We start from the raw sequence: 19,517 nt of genomic DNA on the forward strand, positions 1-19,517 counted from the left end.
AAGAACCTGTTTTCCATGGAAAACAGGTTCTTTTTCATTATTACTTCTTCGCTATACAATCTTTTATTTTTTGTACTCAAATAATTAAGATTTTTAAATAAAAAGTTTCGAAGTGAAACTCTTCTTCCCTTTTGTTCAAAATCGTTAGAGTATACTACAACAGTATTGGTTCTTTAATTAGTGGTAAATACTCTATACTCATAGCATAATTTAATAACAAATTGATATACTCTTGATTTGGCTCTACACAGTGTATATTCTTCAAATATCCTTGCGTGTATAAACAAGAAGGTATAGCTACTGATAGCTCTTCTACAGATTCTAATAAAGGCATTATGAGCTCTAAAGCTTTCTGTTCATCAGTAGTTAAATTCGTATTAAAAAACTTCTCTATATATTTTTCTTGTTTCATTAACAGGATATCGTATCCAAAAGCTTGTAAACTATTAATAAATTGTTCCCATTTTAGCTGAATTGGATTACAAATATGCATGGTTTTATTTACTGTATTGGCCTTATAAGATAATTCAGTAATAGCTAAACTCCCATAGTCTACAGGCGTTAAATCTACATACGTATTGACGTCAGGAGCTATGCTAGATAGGCATATCCCTTTTAATAATCTATAAAATGCGTTTTCATTAATATTGTATTGAAATTTACCTGTTTTAGAGTTACCCACTAAATTCCCCACACGGTATATTGTGGCACGAACTCCTTTTTCCATTGCTTCTCTGACCATTTTCTCGCCTTGAAACTTACTTTCTAGGTACAGATTATCTAAATTTTGCCCTCTATCAAAATTAGACTCAAAGAATTCAAATTCTTTTGGATCGCTTTCAGCCTGACCTACTACACTTAAAGTCGATATATAATGAAAACGTGCATTTGTGTTCTTAGCTAATTCCAATAAGTATTTCGTAGACTGAACATTTACCTTTTGAAAATGCTCACGTTCTCCATAGTGTCTAACTTCTCCACCACAATGTATGATTGACTCTACCCTATTCTTTACATGATCCAATTGCTTTGAATCTAGACCTAGATTCATCAAAGATAAATCTCCTTCAATTAATTCTACTCTCTCCTTCAACTTTTGGAGGATTTCTTTACCGAAATAAAACTCCATTCTTTCTTTTAATTTTGCACCAATTACTTGATTCTCATTTTTTCTTACTAAACAGTAAATAGTCGTAGATGGCAACTGTAATAACCGTTCTAAAATATGTGCTCCTAAATATCCTGTTGCCCCTGTAAGGAAAACTGCCTTTGGATAATTCACCATATCTAACTCACATTCTTCTAATTTAGTTGTTTCATAAACAGGAGTCGTTTTCGTTTCATTTTCCATACATGCTTCATTCATATTCTTCTCTTTCTTGAACGACATATCTTCCATCTCTTCAATATAAGAGGCTAATTTTTCTATTGTTCTATACTTAAAGAAATCTTGAATTTTCAAGTTAGGGTATAACGGTTTTAATTTGACTAATGCAGGCATAACTTTTAAAGAATGTCCACCCAAATTAAAGAAATCATCTTTTAACCCTATAAATTTTACGTTTAGAACTTCAGACCATACCTTTGCAATGTTTTTTTGTACTTTAGTTTGAGGTTTAAGTTTACACTCATCTTTTTGCTTATGATCAAACTCTATTTTTGGCAGTTTTTCAAAATCAATTTTACCGTTCGCCGTTATTGGTATTTCTAACACATGAGAGTAATATTTAGGGACCATATATTCTGGTAATACATTTGATAAATGTAAAGCTAACTTACTTTTCTCTATCCCTATACCGTCCACTGTTTTATAATAAGCTTGCAGTAACATTCCACCTTTCGTTTGTGTTACCACAGCCTGACTTATCCCCTCAAGTTGTAACATTGCATCTTCTATTTCTCCTAATTCAATTCTGTGCCCTCTAATTTTAACCTGCTTATCTTTTCTCCCCATAAATTCTATATTTCCATTTGGTAACCACCTTGCTAAATCACCTGTTCGATATAATCTTTTACTATTGTCTTCTGAAAATGGGTTTGAAATAAATGCCTGTTTTGTTTTTTCTTCCTGCTTCCAATACCCTTGGGCCAATCCTAAACTTTCAATATATAATTCACCCATAGCCCCTACCGGACAATGTTGCATATATGAATTCAATATATGAACCTTTGTATTAGAAATAGGAATACCAATTGGTATGCTTCCTAAAAGATTATTATCGCCTTCTAAAACTGGTATGAAATAATACATTGCTGAAACGGTTGCTTCAGTAGGGCCATACTCATTTACCAGCTGTACTTGGTTGTTAAAAGTATTTTGCCAACTTCTAATAGCATTTGTTGATGCAGCTTCCCCTCCCATTATTATAAATCTTAAAGAACGTATCTTTTCGCTATCCGGTTTCGTTAATGAAGTCGATAATTCATTGAAAAATACTGTTGGTAAGTCAGAAATAGTTGCTTGAGTTTCTTGAATGGCTTGAGCATATGCGACAGTTGAATAGCGCTGTTCATCACTTAATAAATATAGTTCCGCCCCATTTAACAAGGTAGAAAAAATTTCTGATACTGAAGAATCAAAACTATGGGAATAAAACTGTGTTACTTTATCATTTGGAGAGATCTGAAATACTTCATTTCTCCATTCAACTAAATTTAATACTCCTTTATGCGTTAATAATGTACCTTTTGGTTTTCCTGTTGAGCCTGAAGTATAAATTACATATGCCAAGTCATCTGGTTTATTTAAAATTTTCACTTCATCATTTATAGTCGTACGATATATATCCTCTATGATTGAAACCTTATAATCACTTACATTCAAATGACTTTTGAATTTGTTACTCGTTATAATTCTACATGCCTCACTGTCACGAACTATATAATTTATTCTATCCTCAGGGTATTTTACATCGATTGGTATATAGGCAGCACCGGCTTTTAATATTCCAAGCATAGAAACGATACTATTCATACTTCTATCTAAAAATATGGCTACCTTATCACCTCTTTTTATACCTTTTTCGAGTAAATGTTGAGCTATTTGATTAGAGCTCATATTTAATTGTCTATATGTTAAAGATTCCGTTGCAGTCGTTATAGCAATACGATTGGATTGTCTATCTACTTGCATATAGAATTGCTCCTGTATATTTTGAAAATAAGGATATGGTCTTTCTGTATGATTTACCTTTTTATATAAAGATTCTTCTTCCTGTGATAGGAATGAAAGATTTTCATATGCTACTGTTCGTTGATGAATAAATGCGTCCAGTATAGTAAGTAAATTTTGAGTAAACCTATTAATTGACTCTTCCTTGAAAAGATTAATATCATACTCAAATGAAATCCCTACATAATCCAATCCTTCTTCAACAGCTAAAGAAATGTCAAATTTACTAATATCTTGTTTATTAGGTAACAACTGAAGCTTATACGCATCATGTTGCTGCAGAATATCTTTCTGATAACTAAACATAGTAGAAAAAATCGGGTTATTCCCAAAGCTTCTATCAGGATTTATTTGCTCAATTACTTTATCAAATGGATACGATTGGTTTTGGAATGAATTCAAACATTTCTCTCTCACTACTTGTAATAGCTGTGTTAAATTTTTCACATCATTTAATTGTGTTCTAATTGCTAGGGTATTTACAAAGAATCCTTGTATTTGTTCAAATTCTTGATGATTTCTTCCAACAACCGGTGTACCTACAATAATATCTTTTTGATCCGTTAGATAATGTAACAATTGAATATACGCTGCTAAAAATAGCATATACATAGAAACATTCTCTTGCTCACATACTTGTTTCAAAGACTCTTTCATTTCATTATCTAACTTCATTTCAAATACTGTACCTTTATTTGTACTTTGACGATTCCTACTAAAATCTAAAGGAAGATTTAATATAGGAAGAGGTGCTGCAAGTTCGGCCATCCAATAAGATTTTTCTGTATCCCATCGACCTAAATTTAACTGCGCCTGTTCCCACTCTGCATAATCTACATATCGATTAGATATAGTTGGCAACTCAGGATTTCTACGTTTAGCAAAGGCACTATATACCTTTATTAATTCATCTAATAAATTCCTTACACTCCATTCATCTGTAATAATGTGATGTAAATTAATATATAAATAAGACTTTTTCTTATTCAGATTAAAAATTCTAATCCTAAAAAGAGGGCCATTTTCTAAATCAAATGGTGTATGATCCGTTTGATTTATTGTTGTACGTATATATTCTTGTTGTTCTTTTTTAGACGTGTGTTCAATCTCATCGTGAATCAGGTCAATCGCTATTGAGTTTAAGATGACCTGTCTAGGCTCCCCATTTCTTTCAATAAAGACTGTTCGTAGCATCTCGTGTCGTTCAACTAAAAATCTTATGGTGTCTTGTAAGATATCTTTTTTCAAACTCGGCTCAATATATATGTGTAGTGGTGTATCATATACTCTATTAATGGCGTTATACTTATTTAAAAACCAGATTCTTTTTTGAGCACTTGATAACTGATAACTTTCCTTATCTGCGACTTTTAATACTTGCATCTCCTGTTCTTCCCTATCATGATTTACTGCCATTAATTTATCGATGTAAGCAGATAGACTAGCAATCGTTGTATGCTCAAAAATATCTCTAATTTCAATTTTTAGATAAAACTCTTTTTGAATTTGATTTAACACTTGCACAGCAATTAATGAATGTCCCCCAAGTTTAAAAAAGTCATCATCTCTGCCGATTCTATATTTCCCTAAATTTAAAATCTCTGCCCATGTTTTTGCCAATCTTTTTTCTGTTTCACTTATCGGTGGAACATATTGCTTCTGCATGTTTTCAAGTAAAGATGGGATTTGTAATTCTAATTTTTTTCTATCTAGTTTCCCGCTTGGCGATACAGGAAAACTTTCAAGGTGAAATATATAATTTGGCATCATAAAATCTGGTAAACTTTCACTTAAGAATGTTTTTAATGCCTCTTGTTTTAGTTCTGTATTGTCTTTAGATAAATAAAAACTAACGATTTTGTCGTTTTGATAAGTGAATACTACAGCATCTCTCACTTCTGGATGTTTAAATAATGTTCCTTCAATTTCATCCAGCTCAATTCGATACCCACGTATTTTTACTTGATTATCTTTCCTTCCGATAAATACTAAATTTCCATTCGGTAAAAGACGTACTAAATCTCCAGTACGATACATCTCTTTATCGTAATTATAGGATTTTCCGAAAGAAATAAACGCCTCTTTTGTTTTTTCATTTTGATTTAAATATCCGTTGGCAACTCCATCACCGCCAATAAATAACTCACCTACTACACCTGACGGACATAATGTATTGAACGGACTAACCACGAAAACTTCACTATTAGCAATTGGTTTACCGATTGGGATATTAGAAATTTCTTTTTGTATCTCACGATTTACTTCATACATGGTTGCACATACAGTAGTTTCAGTAGGACCATATGCATTAAGAACTGGAATCTTTAACCCTAATTTACTTTGCCATTTACGAACTGATTCAGCAGGTAAAGTTTCCCCTCCTACAAATACACGTTTTACAGAATTTAATTTAAGTAACATTTCTTTTGGCATATCAGCTATTAATTTAAAAAACGCAGTTGGTAAAACCACATTTGTAATACCATTCTTTTGAATTACATTTATAAATTCCTCTGCTGAACGTTTTTCGATTTCAGAAATTAAATGCATTCTTCCTCCACATAGCAAAATCGGAAATATTTCCATAATGGAGGCGTCAAAAATGATCGTTGCAAATTGTAAAAACACATCTTCTTTTCCTAAATGAAATGTATTGATTACTGAATATGATAAATTAACTACACCTTTATGTGGTACAACGACTCCTTTTGGCAAACCTGTTGAACCTGACGTGTAGATAATATAAGCTGCATCTTCTATGGTATGTGTAGACGCAATTTTTTCTATAGAATTAGCGTAATGAAAATCTTCTAGATAAATTGTATGGATCGCAAACCTTTCAACCAATCCCCTGTATTCTTTCTTCGTAATAATCATTTGACTTTCGCTATCTTTTAAGATGTATTCTATTCTTTTTTCAGGAAACTTTGGATCAATTGGTACATAAACTCCGCCTGATTTTAGGATTCCTAAAACCCATACAATGGTATCAATCTCTCTTTCCATAGTAATACTTACACGTTGTCCCTTTTTTATATCATTTTCACATAAATAATTCGCAATTTGATTTGACCTTTGCTGTAATTCATAATAGGTAATGGATTTATCCCCCATTGAAATCGCTATTTGATTTGGCGATTTTAATGCTTGTAGATCGATTAATTGATCTAGTGTTTTTGAATGAGGATATGTAAGAGCATTTGAGTTCATTTCTTTGTATAGACGATGATCTTTCTCTAAAAGTAAATCCAATGAATGGATAGGTTCGTTCACATTCTTCATTAGTTTTTGTAACAAATATATATATCTTTCAACTAAATCACTAATACTCTCTGGTTTATATAATGCTGAGTTATAGTCAATCTCAATTTTATTCTCTGTTTCCCCTTCATATCGCATTATTCTCCAAGTCATGTTAAAAGGATTTACTCTTTTACAATCTGTTAAAACTGTTGACTCAATATCAGGAATTTTTAACTCCGGTATCTTCATCGTATTAAATGCTGTGGAATATACCATATTATGATTTGTATTTGTATTTAGATTTAAATCCTTTACTATATGTGAATAAGGATTATGTTTATACGTAATAGCTAGATGAATAGATTTATTCACTTTATTAAGTATTCCCTTAAATGTCTCTCCCTTTTCTATTGTTATACGTATAGGTACTGTATTAACAAAATAACCAAAAGTATTTCGTTCTTCTGTATGTGGTCTAGTATTAATTGGAATACCAACAGTTATCTCTTCAGCATTTGTCATTTGATGAAGCAAGGTACAATAAGTACTTAACATTACTCGATAAATACTTATATTATTTTTTTTAGCAAAACATTGTATTTGATAAAATAAATCCGAATTAATATTCTTACTTATATTTTTATCTGTATATCTTTTTTCATTCATTTTATTAAAATCAATAGGAAACTCTGTAGGAGTTAATTCACCTTGTAAATAATCTTTCCAATACGATGATCCATCTTTATATATTGCACTATCAATAAAACCCTCCTCATACTCTACGAGGTTCTTATAAGGAGATTCAAATTCTACATTCGTCTTCCCTTGAAGTAATTCACCATACGTATTGGATAATTGTCGGATGAAAACTCCTAAACTCCATCCATCGTAAATAATGTGATGAAACATTAAATGTAAAATAAATGTATCTTCACTGAATTTAATGATGTGGAATTTAAACAAAGGCCCCTCCTCTAAACTAAATTTCTCATTCACTATAGATTCTAAGAAATTTTTAAAAATAGATTTTTGTTCTGTGTTTTTAAAAGCAGTTAAGTCCTTAATTGGTATATCAAATTCTACATTCTTTTGAATTAATTGCTTTATTTTTTCATCCTTCTTCTTAAATATTGTACGTAGCGCCGGATGTGATTGCACTATCATAGTAAGCGTTTTCTTTAAAACCTCTATTTGAAGATTTCCTTTTAACTTTATTATAATCGGTTCATTGTTCATTCCTTTTTCTATTTCCATTTGATGAGCTATCCATAATGCTTCTTGACCTACTGTTGCATCCAATTCTTCTACAATTTCATATTTCTTTTGTATTTCTTTCATATGAATTTCTCCTTTTTTAAATATTTAAAAACGGATAATATTTACAGTTACAACTATATGTACATATTCTGCAATTTGTAAATCTATATTTTCCGACTAAATTCAACATTTATTTCGCTTATTGCATAGTTATTAAAATAATGAATAAAACTCATATTTATACTGTAACCGTTCATACTTTTATTCAATTTAAGCATAAAAAACCATTTCACTAATAATTCTAATTTCTTTTTATACAGTAATCTTACATATTTTATTAAAGGAAATAACCTAATTTATACCCCGAAAATAAATTCAAGAATATTCCAACTGGTCGCTATATATATTTCTAATAACATAAACTGTAAAGGAGGAGTCCGTACATAATGGAATATAGATTATTAGGTAACACGGGATTAATAGTTTCAGAGATAGGATTCGGTTCTTGGGCAATTGGTGGAGATGAATGGGGTGCAGTAAAAGATAATGAATCCATTGATGCAATTGAAAAAGCAATTGACCTAGGGGTCAATTTTATTGACACTGCTGATGTTTATGGATTAGGTCATAGTGAAACGCTAGTTGCAAAAGCAATAAATAATCGCAGACAGGATATCATTCTTTCTACAAAAGGTGGATTAATTGGTCATCATTATGACCCAAATCAACCAGCCGTTTATGGAGATCCTCAAAAGATCATTGATGCGTTTGAGGCTAGTTTACTGCGGCTTAAAACGGATTATATAGATGTGTACTTTTGTCATATTTGGTGGGATAAACCTGAAGAAACAGAAGCCTTTCTACAAGCTTTCCAAACCTTAAAAAAATCTGGCAAAGTAAGAGCTGTTGGTGTTTCTACTAATGATTTAGATTATATAAAACATTTTAATCGGGATAATGATTTAGATGTCGTACAATTCGATTATAGTATTTTGAATAAAGAACCCGAAAAAGACATCCTTCCTTATATTGAAAAACATAATTTAGGTGCTGTGATAAGAGGTCCACTTAAGATGGGAATTTTAACTGGGAAATTTAATCATGAAACTCAATTTCCAGACGATGATTTAAGAAAAGATTGGCCAAAAGAAAAGTGGTTTAAAGATAGCTTAAACACAGTAGAGAAATTACGTTCACTTGAACGTTCAAATCGAAGTTTAGCGCAAGTTGCTTTACGTTATGTTTTAAGTCACCCAGCAGTTTCAGTTGCTATTCCTGGTGCAAAAAATTCTACTCAGGTTGAAGAAAACTCTTCCCACTTAACTCGTCCATTATTATTAGATAATGAAATTGAATTCATTAAAAAGCTTTGATCAGCTCGTTATTCTCCCATAAAAATCAAACTGATGTAGCTACCAAATCCATACCATTACTTCTTCTCCACTAAAACATATCTTTAACACTTCCACCTTATTTTTTCCCTTTTCTCAGCAATATCTACAGTTTATAAGGTAGTTGAACCCTTTTATTCAACTACCTTATAATACGTTCTACATTATATTAAAATATCTACTACACTAGTTGAATACATGCTAAGGCAACATGCTAACCGAATAAACAATTAATTCAGAAATATTTTTAGAAACTTCATTATCTCACAATTACTTTTTTAAAAATAAATCAAAAAATTTTTCTTTACTTTAAATTCCATAATTCATATAATCTTCTATGGAATTACATTTTTTTCTAAATAGCTCCTCATTTCTAAGTATTCAAAAGGGCAATTACAAATTATTATACCCTTATGTTTAACCAAGTAAAATAAAAATCCAGTTTTTCACAAGGAGAAGTGACTGCATGCAAGATATTTTAAAACTATTTCCGAGCGTTGACGGAAATGAAGAAAAACAACAACTTTTATTAGAATCTATGCAGAAAATAATTAAAAATCTTGACCAATTAAAAAATGATGAGCGAGCTACTTTAGGTAAATGTGAGGAAAAATCAGAAGGATACTACAATGGCTTAATTCACCAAAGTCATATTCCACTAGCTGGAATCACTATGTCTGAGGTTATAGAAGAGCTAAACCAATTTACGAATGGACATCCGTATCCAAATAAATATTACTTGTCTAACGCTGTACCACTACCAAGTATACCTTCACTATTAGGGGTAATGACAATGGCACTTTTAAATGGTAATGGTGTTTGGGATGTATATGGTCCAGGGGCAGCAGAAGCAGAAGTAAAAGTGGTATCCATGCTTTCAAAACTGATAGGTTATAATCCACATAATAGCGGTGGATATACCACATGGGGTGGACAAGGTTGTGTATTTTCGAGCTTACGCTTAGCAATTTCTAAACAATTTCCATCGGCAAAAGAACATGGTGCTCCACAAAATGTATATTGCTTTGCTTCTGAGAATGCACACTATAGTTTATTAAAGTCAGCTGAAGCAACTGGCATTGGATCAAATCACTTAATTAAAGTGAAAACTGATCCTTATTCAAATTCTATGGATATAGATGATTTAGAGGCAAAAATGATACAAGTTATTAATAATGGTGGTATCCCTCTTTATATTCTAGCTACTATGGGTTCAACAGATACTTTTACCATTGATGATATAAAAAAAATAAAAGAGAGCGCTGAAGCAATACAAAAAAAATATAAATTAAAACCTATTTATATCCATGCGGATTCTGCAATGGGTGGATTCTATAGTTTCTTTAATAATTATAATTTCGAAGAAAATCCACTTTCATTTGAACCTAACTTAAAAAATGCTTTACTATACGTACAAGATAAAATGCAATACATGGCACTTGCTGATAGTGTATGTTTTGATTTTCATAAATTAGGACAAACACCGTATGCTTCAAGTATTTTAATCGTAAAAAAACATACTGATTTACAACTGATGGACATTGAACAAGATGACACACCTTATCTTGGTAATAGGTCATATGGAAGTTATCATACAGGCTATACCTTAGAATGTTCACGATCTGGTAGTGCTATTCCAATGTATATCAATCTATTAGCCTTTGGAATTGAAGGATATCAAAAAATATTAGCAAATTATATTCGTGTAAATCTATTATTTAGAGAGAAGTTGCGCAAGGCCCTACCCCAAGTCGCAATCACAAATGATTTTACATATGGACCAATTACAACTTTTCGGTTCTATATGAATGGAGATGGCCAAGAAAATTGGGAAAAAGAACGAATAGGCCTTGCAACAAAGGAAGAAATTGAGGATACAAATCGATTAAATATAGAACTATTTAATTATCTAGGAAAAAATCGTGATCAAATATTTTTAGGCGATACAACTCGTTCATGTGTAGTAGACGCAATAAACAGTTGTGATAGAAATCCGATTTCTACATTAAAATTCTTTTCTATCTCTCCATATACAACTGTTGAATGTATAGATGAGATCGTAGCATTTCTTTATGAACATATTTCGATTGCTACTAAACAGATTCATTCATATGTTTCATAACCATTTTTGTTAGCGCTTTAATAGTTAAACTTAACTAAATGAAATAAAATTTTTAATCCTTTTAATTACTATTAACTATATCAGGAAAGAGGAAAAACATATGAATATAGAGCTACTTGATACACACCACGTGAAAGATGCAGCACATTTACTTGCACATTCTTTTGTGAATAATGAACCTCTTGTAAGCAGTTTACAAATTCCTTTTGCTCCTTTTCACAAAATGTGCGAAGAAATGATGAAACAAGCTGCATCTCAAGCTATGTCATTTGTAGCAATAGAAAATTTTCAAATTGTTGGAGTTCTTTTAACAAAAAAATTAACCCAGCCACTAATAGATACAGAGAAAGCGATTGAACTATGCCCGCAAATGGAACCTATTTTTCAACTTTTAGATACATTAGAGACAGAATCTATTGAGTTTTCTCATTTAGATAAAGAAAAATTGGTCTATCTAGATATGGGCGCTTGTCATCCAGATTGGATGGGAAGTGGTATAGTCACTACCCTTCTTTCACATGCCATTCAAGAAATAAGTAAAAGAGATTATGATTTTATTGCTGCTTGTACAAATAAAATTTCTCAAAAAATCCTTAAAAAACTGTATACGACCTTTGAAATGAATGAAATAGTGTATAGTAAATTTCTTTATAAGGAAGCATACCCATTTGCTAACACAACAGCTTCCTTAGCAGCTCAATTACTATATATACCTCAATCCCAATTCGTCATCAAGGCCATATAAATTTGTGAAGAAGACTAGCTGTACTTTTGTGCAGCTACTTTTTTATATAGAGTAAATTAGTAATAGATATTCTTACATAAGTGCTACCTTTCACACTTTAAGTTCTTCGAATTCAATAGTCACTTTCTCAGCATGCCTTATTTCTCTGCTTAGCCTACCTAAATATCCCCTTCTATTTATTTCAACATGTTTCTTCATGCTTTAATGTCATATGCTCCATTATTTCATCTATACAAGTAACTTAGACACTTCTCCCTATTTAATAACTAATCTTTTACTTTTTAAGTAACGATTGATACACACCTTCCCACTCTTAAATACTTTAAAATTTCCACCTAATAACCCCTTAACACTCCCTGTAATTCTTACAATTCTCTTTCATTTTATTTATCTATTCATTCATCCCCCATATCCTTTATCTACCTAATCTTCCCCAAAGAATCCAATGTAAAATTCATGATAAAAGAAAACAACCGTATCATATGTAGATTATTTAAGGAAAAGGAGTGAGAATTACTGGATTCCCCTTTCTTTTGATCTTTTTTAGAAGCTCTTTAAAGTCTAATTCTATTACATTCCTGCTTGGTAACATGTCTACTAAACATTAACAATTTGTATAGCTACATAAAGACTCTACTAATTCATTAAAGGAATCTCCTTCCCCCTATCGAATTATTGTAGAGGAAAGGAGAGGAATACATGGAAATTCTAGGATTAGATCCTCGCGCATTAGCGACCTTAGGTGCAATTGAATACACCAATCGTCGCAATAAATTAATCGAAGACTCAGAGAATAACATATACGAATGTAAAGAAATAAAAGAAATACTTCAATCACTCCCTAAAGAGAAGCAGATTGAGGTTCTTGAGAATCAAGCTCACTTTGAAGCTGTGGCAAAGATGATTGAACAAAACAATTTAATTCTTTTAGAACAGATGAAAGCTCTACAGCTAATTCAGAAATAACAAACTTATGATTGATTAATTCTACATATGCTTCCATAAATAATGTATCTTTATTTATACCATCAGCCTCTGTTTTTACAGGGGCTTTTGTTATGCGTTGATTCATATTTTGAATTTGAATGGTTTCTTTCACATGTATGAATAGATCCTCTAACAAACCTGGTGTAGACTCTAATTCCTGTTTTTCAATTTCTTCTGTAACAGCACTTATAAATTCCCATAGTACCTTTGCACCTAGTAGTTCCGCTAATCGTTTTTCACGCATTTCAAATGTTTTCATGTTCATACAAATACACTCCTATTATTTATATATAATGATAAAAATATTGTTTTTATGTAAAATTCCCCAAAACACTTTCCAAACTTACACTTCTAAAAAATAACTACATAATCTTAATAATCTAACATTATTCAACACACTTCGTGTTGTTCTGAATCAAAAAAAATTGTTTGGACTGTAACACCATAAAAATTCGCTAATTTTATTTTTATATTATCCCGTGGAATTCTCTGACCATTTTCATACATTTGCAATGTACTAACACTGATTCCCACAGCCCTTGCCACTTCTTCTCTAGATTTTTCATTTCTTAAATTAATTAGATTTTTGGCCACTCTTTCATAATTCATTTCTTCTCCCCCTAAAACCACATTTCGTGTTGTTATTTAAAATATAAACTGCACACTTTGTGTTGTCAATAGATTCTAATTATCAACTTTTAAAAATTTTAATTATTTAACACATATTGTGTTAATATATTATCAGGTGATAGAATGAAAACGTTTGGAAATATAATTCGTGATTTAAGAAAACAAAGAGGAATTACGCAAAAAGAACTTGCTCACTCGCTTCAGCTAAGTGAAAGTACAATTGGTATGTACGAACGGAATGAACGTCAACCTGATTACAATACCTTGATACGTATAGCAGATTACTTTGATGTATCTACTGATTTTCTTCTAGGGCGAGATTTTAATGTTACAGAGGACAGAAACAAAACAGAATTAGATCAATGGCTAAAAGATATAAAGTTTGCACCATCCCAAAAGCGTGAAGAATTAAAACGTTTTTGGAAATTCTTAATGCAAGAAGAAGAGTAATCAAATAAACCTCCACCCTGACAGGGTGGAGGTTTATTTGATTACTCTCATACTTTATAACACCAATGGTCACAGAATTGGTCAAATCACCTACAAAATTCATTCAATTTTGTTGATTGTATCTCTTGCATCGTTCGCAGCACACGCCAGGAAATATTTAATGTAATTTTGATGTTACTATAACTTTTAATATATTAGAAATAATTCTCAGATTCACTTCCTTAGCTAGTAGTAGCGTTGCATGGGTATGACGTAAATCATGAAAGCAAACCCTAGGAATCCCCGCTTTATGAATATCTAAAACTATTTCTACTTCGAAAAAGCGTTAATAAAGTGGGATTTTCAATGCATTTATAAAAAAGAAATCCTCCTTTGAAACTTTAGTTTTTATAATCTAACCCCTTTTTCTTATTCTCTCCATAAGTGTCGCCTGAGAGTAGCGGTTCTTCTTCTCTATTATGTATCTTGGGGTTTAAATATCAGATTATATAACTTTGGCCTGTTTTATTTTTTCATCTGTTCTTTCCTATTTAAAATATCCTTTTTAAAAAACAACCTATCTCGAACCATCTCTTTAATCGGCACTAACGTCCCCGACTTCACCAACTTATTTAAATTCTGCCTTGAGCATTCTAAAATCTTCAATGCCTCTGAAGTATTCACTATTTCATCATTTACGAATTTTATTAGTTCTTCCTTAGATTCAAAGTTATACATTTTTCTTCTCCTTTATATACAAAATAACCATGTTGATTATCATTAGAATTATCGCTAGTATGGTACCAACGATACAGATATAACCCCAAGTGTTTAAATTATTATAATCAAGAATTGATACAATAAACACTAAAACAATGACTACAGGTAGATTCGTCCAGATAAATTTTTTCATAATAATATGGAATGTGATATAATCTTAAATGCAGGAGAGGTTTCCCTCCCCTGTGTGCTTATTCTGAGTCGTTTCCTTGGTCGGGGCGACTCTTTTGTTTTTCCTCTTTTACCTTGTAGTATGTATCTACGATGTTTTTAACACCTGCGGTTACTTGAGAGAAAACCGTTGCTGTTGTAGCTATACACCTAAGATTATTATCCAATCCACTTTGTTCACCTCTTATTCTTTATACTCTTATAACACACTATAAGTTGACTTGAGTCAACAATATTCAAGAATATTTTTCCTGTAAATCTAATTTTATCCTATGAAATCGACATATATCTGTTATACTTAATATCGCAATATATTTTAGGAGGAACTAATTTGAAAAAGTATCTATTATTACTTGTCTCTGTATTTTTCTCCCTAGCACTTGTGGCTTGTGGCTCAGAAGAAAAAACAGAAGAAAAGAGTGCGCCTACTGCCTCAGACCAAAAAGGTATTAAAGAAAGCAATTCGAAAACTAACGAAAAAACATTGCTAACTAAAGTTGGAGAAAAGCAAAAATACAATGCTCAGGGCGGAGTTATTGAGCTTATGAAAATTAAAGAAATTAATCAAACTATTGATGTAGCTCCAATTAAAATGACTGTTCAAAACATCAAGCTATTTGAACTATCTGACCTTTCAGAACAAACGTTAAATGCGGCTAAAGAAGTCTATCAAGCTACACCTACTAACGATGGAAAACTACATTATATTCAAGTTATTTATACTGTGGAAAATACCTCAGATGAGAATATTAGCTTCTCTAATTTTGATAAGGTAGTACTAAGTAATGGCGAACAATTAGAAGCAAATCGTAATTTCATTACAGAAAAAAGCACTTCCTTTGATTACTTTGGGAAAGTTAAACAAGAACGTGTCCTAGGTTTGTTCTTTAATGGAGATCCAAAAGATATTACTAATGTCAAATTCATTACAAGTTCAACATACCAGCAAAAGTCGTATGATACGATTACTGATGGTCAACAAGTTCAATTTGATTTATAAAATAGCAAAGCCCTCTCATTCGAGAAGGGCATTTTTATTTTATGGTACCTCTACATATGTTCAATTAGCTGTAATATAGAAGACACTAATTTTTGAGTTTTTCACTTTATATTGCGGTGAATCATTCACCGCTACCTTATCAATAAAAGATGAAATATTTATATATCTTATTTACGTAATTTATGTTACGGTTTCATATGTTAATTAATTACAATTCTTTCAAAAAGGAGTATACATAATGAAAGCAAAGAAACTAATAACGTTAGCTTTACCTGTTATGTTAATGGCAGGCTGTACTACTGAAACATACGGACTAACGCAATCAGAGTATAAACTGGTAGATAAACATTTTAAAGCTGATAAATTAATAGAAGATATGAATAGAATGCACTATAGCGATGAACAAATTGAGCAACAACTAAGAGGTGCATTAGCAACAATCAAGTCTGAACAAGAAGAAGCGAAAAAGAAGTCTAAGCCGAAAGAAGAAATCCAATTAGACTCCTATAGTAAAGAAGAGAAATCCGATACAAGCAAATCTAAGAAGGATATAGATAATGTTGAGGGGTATCCTACAGATACGGTAGGTAAGAAAGACGTAAGTACAAAGAAACTATCAGAAAAAGAATATGTCACTCGCTTATTTGAGTTACGTCTGGACTTACAACAAGAATTAGATCGACTAGATAAAGAAATTAAAACAATGTTTGATGATGGTGGAGAACTTACAAAACCTACTATAGATGCGATTACAGATACAAGACTGGTACTAAATGAGTTAGAAGCTGTAAACCCACCTAAGAAACATGAAGAATTCCATGAGTATGTTATAAAATCGGGTATAAAAGATAGTAGAGAAGGCTTAAACCGAGTAGAAGAAGATGTTAGAAAGTTTATGGTTGGTGGTATTAGTACTGCAAGACTAAAAGAAGTTTTAGCAAAAGGTATGCGTGATATAGACTCTGGACCTGAAATGTGGGAAACATCATTCGAAGATTTTGAAAAAGAATTCCCTGGAGTACAACAGAAAGTAATGGATAAGAAACAGAAAGAAATAAAAGACGCTAATGAAGGAACTGTTAATATCTCCGCAAACGGTAAAGAGTTAGTCGCTGATTGGGGTACATATAGAAATGGTGAATTTAATTTAGGTTTTGACTTAAAGAAAGATGGTACATTCTTAATGTATGAGAGTGAAGACAAAGAAGAGCGTAAACAAACTCATATGTTGGGTGAATGGAAGTACGATGGGATTAAGAAAATAATGACTTTCACGTATAAGAAGTTTATAGAGCATGGTTCAGAGAAAGAAGGTATAGACTTACCACCATATGCGGAATTCAAGATAAAATCCTTTAACGGTGATACATTTGAAATGATGGAATTAGAAAGTGAAGTAGTTATGAAAGCAAGGAAACGCTAAGAAAACAAGTAAGCAGGATAAACAATAGAGTATAGAGGGAATCTATTAAATAAGATTTAAAGGGGTAGGAGAAATGAAGAACAAGAAACTAATATGTTTAGCACTTCCAATTATGTTATCAGGGATAGGTTGTTCAAATAATGACATAGAAAAAGAAAAGAAAACTGAAACAAGATCTGATAAGGATGTTATAAAATCGTTAAATAATGAAGTAGATAAACTACGTAAAGAGAAGGACGAGTTAGAGAAGAAGTTACAAGATGAAAAAGCTAGTAAAGAAAAAGGAAGTAAAGAGAAAGACGAGCTAGAGAAGAAAATACAAGATGAAGAAGCTAGTAAAGAAAAAAACGTAATTAAAAAGGACGACAAAGTAGAAGACCTTAAGAGATTCAGTAATCTAAAAGAGTATCAAGAGGCAGTGTATAAACTTGCTAATAAGTTTGAAGCTGAATTACGCGCAACGAAACCAATAATTGAAAAAGATAAAACACTATTGACAAATAAAGACGAATTAAAAGCGCAGTATGATAGAGTACAAGTACAGGCTGACAAGATAAAATCCCTTCACCCACCTCAGGAGTACACAGATTTACAAATCGGACTGATAGATTCCTTAATAGTATATCAAAAGGCAGTAGACGGCATGTTTTCAGGTTTAGACGAAAGGGATAAAGAAAAGGTTAAAGGGTATGAACAATCTGTAATGGATGGTTTGACATACTTTAACGATTCATTAAACGCAATAAACGAAATAAAGGAATAAGATATGTCCTTTATTTTAGGAGGTTCATCTTCATGAAGTTTGTACGCTCTATATTTAACGCATTTCGTTTACTGAGTAAAATCATAAATCCAATACTTAAGGCATTATCTAAAAGTAAATACTAAACATCCTAATAAAAAAAGCCGACTCCTTTAATTGGAATCGGCTCTATTTATTCAAAAGGACGAAATTTTTCTCTTAATGACGCTAACTCTTCCGCTATCTTTTCTACATCAGGACGAAAATAAACTGCAATTATTGCTTAATCAAATCCTGCATAACCTATCCCCTCCTTATAAACAAAAAAGAACACCGTATATAGACTGTACTTCTCTACATAACAGTGTTCTTTTATTACTTTCATATTTAATTTCTACGCTTCTCTCACTACACAAGTGAATTCCACTTATACAGTCAGAGAAACGGAAAACCGTTCCTCATAGACACAAATCGGTAAGTGTAGCTGATGCTTCTAATTAGTTTGGTAAAGTTCAAGAGAGAAATAAAGTGTTGAGGTGCCCCACGCCTCTTTGAACCGAGGAAAGTATGATTAGCAATTGGACATTCGGAAGGAACATCCTCGGCTCAAAGAGAGGTGTAACCCTCTCCCCCGTTGGTCGGACCCTTACTTACGTTTATTCGTGAGTAAACTATAATTAATTGCCCTAACCCGAGAAATTTAGATAAATCAAGAAACAACATACAGTACCATTTCCGTGGCAGTTCTTATGACACTTTTATAATAAAAGGAAATTCATCATATTTTTATCTATTTTTTTCAAAAGGAAAATTATCTATTACTTTAATACTCTTCCTCGGAATACACCCTCAGCTGTTCAATAGCGATCTTTCGTGCATGCTCTTCACTATCTATCAAAGAAAATCCTTGATTGATAGAACTCCAAAACTCATATCCACAATCCTCCATCCACCTATAAACTTCTGTTGTATATAAACCATCTTTTCGTTTAATTACTTGAACTTTGTATTGTTTACTTGGTGAAAAATATTCTCTTACAACCTGTTCCATTAGTATATTAACTCCTTAAAAACATTGTTTTATTATCAATATAACAAACAATGAATAAGAAGGTATAATTCACTACTAACTCCTAACAAAATAGACCACAAATTATGTAGTCTTTTTCTTGCTTTATTTACAATCAGTAACATATTATTAACAATTAACTCCCTAGATTAGGATTTAACTGTTTCTCTGTTAAAAATATATAGAACTCATCAAAATATTTCTTATGATAGGATCCAAAAAACACATCAATTTTCTCTTCTTTAGATTTCACTTCTAATTCTGTAACTAATGCCTTTTCTTTAACATCAACACTCTCTATTTTATTATAAGGGATGGATTTAAAAGCCTTTTTAGTTAATCTAATACCGTAATAT

13 protein-coding genes are annotated in these 19,517 nt (G+C 31.6%); 7 read left to right on the forward strand and 6 right to left on the reverse strand.

Going from position 1 to position 19,517, the window contains the following annotated elements; translation table 11 throughout:
* Positions 1–154: 154 nt before the first annotated feature.
* Positions 155–7,753 carry a non-ribosomal peptide synthetase gene (locus GBN78_RS10930; protein WP_152127365.1) on the reverse strand — a complete coding sequence of 2,533 codons (7,599 nt, stop codon included), beginning with the start codon at positions 7,751–7,753 and terminating at the stop codon, positions 155–157.
* A gap of 365 nt (positions 7,754–8,118) precedes the next feature.
* On the opposite strand from GBN78_RS10930, the gene GBN78_RS10935 reads away from it, so the two are divergent.
* From GBN78_RS10935 to GBN78_RS10945, 3 genes are all read left to right on the forward strand, one after another.
* On the forward strand, positions 8,119–9,045 hold the full coding sequence (locus GBN78_RS10935) for an aldo/keto reductase (RefSeq protein WP_152127367.1): 927 nt from the start codon (positions 8,119–8,121) through the stop codon (positions 9,043–9,045).
* Between the two features lie 484 nt (positions 9,046–9,529).
* Positions 9,530–11,185 carry a pyridoxal phosphate-dependent decarboxylase family protein gene (locus GBN78_RS10940; RefSeq protein ID WP_152127369.1) on the forward strand — a complete coding sequence of 552 codons (1,656 nt, stop codon included), beginning with the start codon at positions 9,530–9,532 and terminating at the stop codon, positions 11,183–11,185.
* Between the two features lie 100 nt (positions 11,186–11,285).
* Positions 11,286–11,930, forward strand: a complete 645-nt coding sequence (locus GBN78_RS10945) for a GNAT family N-acetyltransferase (protein ID WP_152127371.1) — start codon at positions 11,286–11,288, stop codon at positions 11,928–11,930.
* Positions 11,931–12,771: 841 nt separating this feature from the next.
* Here the strand turns inward: GBN78_RS10945 and GBN78_RS10955 are convergent.
* Positions 12,772–13,182 (reverse strand): hypothetical protein, encoded by a 411-nt coding sequence (locus tag GBN78_RS10955; protein WP_016093817.1) that lies wholly within the window; start codon positions 13,180–13,182, stop codon positions 12,772–12,774.
* 125 nt (positions 13,183–13,307) lie between these two features.
* Positions 13,308–13,526 carry a helix-turn-helix transcriptional regulator gene (locus GBN78_RS10960; RefSeq protein ID WP_001105582.1) on the reverse strand — a complete coding sequence of 73 codons (219 nt, stop codon included), beginning with the start codon at positions 13,524–13,526 and terminating at the stop codon, positions 13,308–13,310.
* A 144-nt stretch (positions 13,527–13,670) separates the two neighbouring features.
* Between GBN78_RS10960 and GBN78_RS10965 the strand changes: the two genes are divergently transcribed.
* Complete coding sequence (locus GBN78_RS10965; protein WP_074643275.1) at positions 13,671–13,997, forward strand: helix-turn-helix domain-containing protein; 327 nt, start codon at positions 13,671–13,673, stop codon at positions 13,995–13,997.
* Positions 13,998–14,501: 504 nt separating this feature from the next.
* Here GBN78_RS10965 and GBN78_RS10975 read toward each other — a convergent pair.
* Positions 14,502–14,714: a transcriptional regulator gene (locus GBN78_RS10975; protein ID WP_060852626.1), complete on the reverse strand. Its 213-nt coding sequence runs from the start codon at positions 14,712–14,714 to the stop codon at positions 14,502–14,504.
* 544 nt (positions 14,715–15,258) lie between these two features.
* On the opposite strand from GBN78_RS10975, the gene GBN78_RS10985 reads away from it, so the two are divergent.
* From GBN78_RS10985 to GBN78_RS10995, 3 genes are all read left to right on the forward strand, one after another.
* On the forward strand, positions 15,259–15,927 hold the full coding sequence (locus GBN78_RS10985; protein ID WP_060852627.1) for a hypothetical protein: 669 nt from the start codon (positions 15,259–15,261) through the stop codon (positions 15,925–15,927).
* 238 nt (positions 15,928–16,165) lie between these two features.
* Positions 16,166–17,350: a DUF3994 domain-containing protein gene (locus GBN78_RS10990; RefSeq protein WP_152127373.1), complete on the forward strand. Its 1,185-nt coding sequence runs from the start codon at positions 16,166–16,168 to the stop codon at positions 17,348–17,350.
* A 73-nt stretch (positions 17,351–17,423) separates the two neighbouring features.
* The gene (locus tag GBN78_RS10995; RefSeq protein ID WP_152127375.1) at positions 17,424–18,113 is read left to right on the forward strand and encodes a coiled-coil domain-containing protein; all 690 of its coding nucleotides are present in this window, start codon (positions 17,424–17,426) and stop codon (positions 18,111–18,113) included.
* Between the two features lie 802 nt (positions 18,114–18,915).
* On the opposite strand, the gene GBN78_RS11010 is transcribed toward GBN78_RS10995, so the two are convergent.
* Complete coding sequence (locus GBN78_RS11010) at positions 18,916–19,143, reverse strand: hypothetical protein (protein WP_000438798.1); 228 nt, start codon at positions 19,141–19,143, stop codon at positions 18,916–18,918.
* 154 nt (positions 19,144–19,297) lie between these two features.
* A partial coding sequence (locus tag GBN78_RS11015; RefSeq protein ID WP_193224730.1) for a PH domain-containing protein occupies positions 19,298–19,517 on the reverse strand: 220 nt, incomplete at its 5' end.

Source organism: Bacillus sp. B2-WWTP-C-10-Post-4 (assembly GCF_009183805.1).
GTDB classification, from domain to species: domain Bacteria; phylum Bacillota; class Bacilli; order Bacillales; family Bacillaceae_G; genus Bacillus_A; species Bacillus_A cereus.

Bases quoted from the DNA above. Each gene is read 5' to 3' on its own strand.
- GBN78_RS10930 (WP_152127365.1), bottom strand. From the start codon at position 7,753: ATGAAAGAAATACAAAAGAAATATGAAATTGTAGAAGAATTGGATGCA.
- GBN78_RS10935 (WP_152127367.1), top strand. From the start codon at position 8,119: ATGGAATATAGATTATTAGGTAACACGGGATTAATAGTTTCAGAGATA.
- GBN78_RS10940 (WP_152127369.1), top strand. From the start codon at position 9,530: ATGCAAGATATTTTAAAACTATTTCCGAGCGTTGACGGAAATGAAGAA.
- GBN78_RS10945 (WP_152127371.1), top strand. From the start codon at position 11,286: ATGAATATAGAGCTACTTGATACACACCACGTGAAAGATGCAGCACAT.
- GBN78_RS10955 (WP_016093817.1), bottom strand. From the start codon at position 13,182: ATGAACATGAAAACATTTGAAATGCGTGAAAAACGATTAGCGGAACTA.
- GBN78_RS10960 (WP_001105582.1), bottom strand. From the start codon at position 13,526: ATGAATTATGAAAGAGTGGCCAAAAATCTAATTAATTTAAGAAATGAA.
- GBN78_RS10965 (WP_074643275.1), top strand. From the start codon at position 13,671: ATGAAAACGTTTGGAAATATAATTCGTGATTTAAGAAAACAAAGAGGA.
- GBN78_RS10975 (WP_060852626.1), bottom strand. From the start codon at position 14,714: ATGTATAACTTTGAATCTAAGGAAGAACTAATAAAATTCGTAAATGAT.
- GBN78_RS10990 (WP_152127373.1), top strand. From the start codon at position 16,166: ATGAAAGCAAAGAAACTAATAACGTTAGCTTTACCTGTTATGTTAATG.
- GBN78_RS10995 (WP_152127375.1), top strand. From the start codon at position 17,424: ATGAAGAACAAGAAACTAATATGTTTAGCACTTCCAATTATGTTATCA.
- GBN78_RS11010 (WP_000438798.1), bottom strand. From the start codon at position 19,143: ATGGAACAGGTTGTAAGAGAATATTTTTCACCAAGTAAACAATACAAA.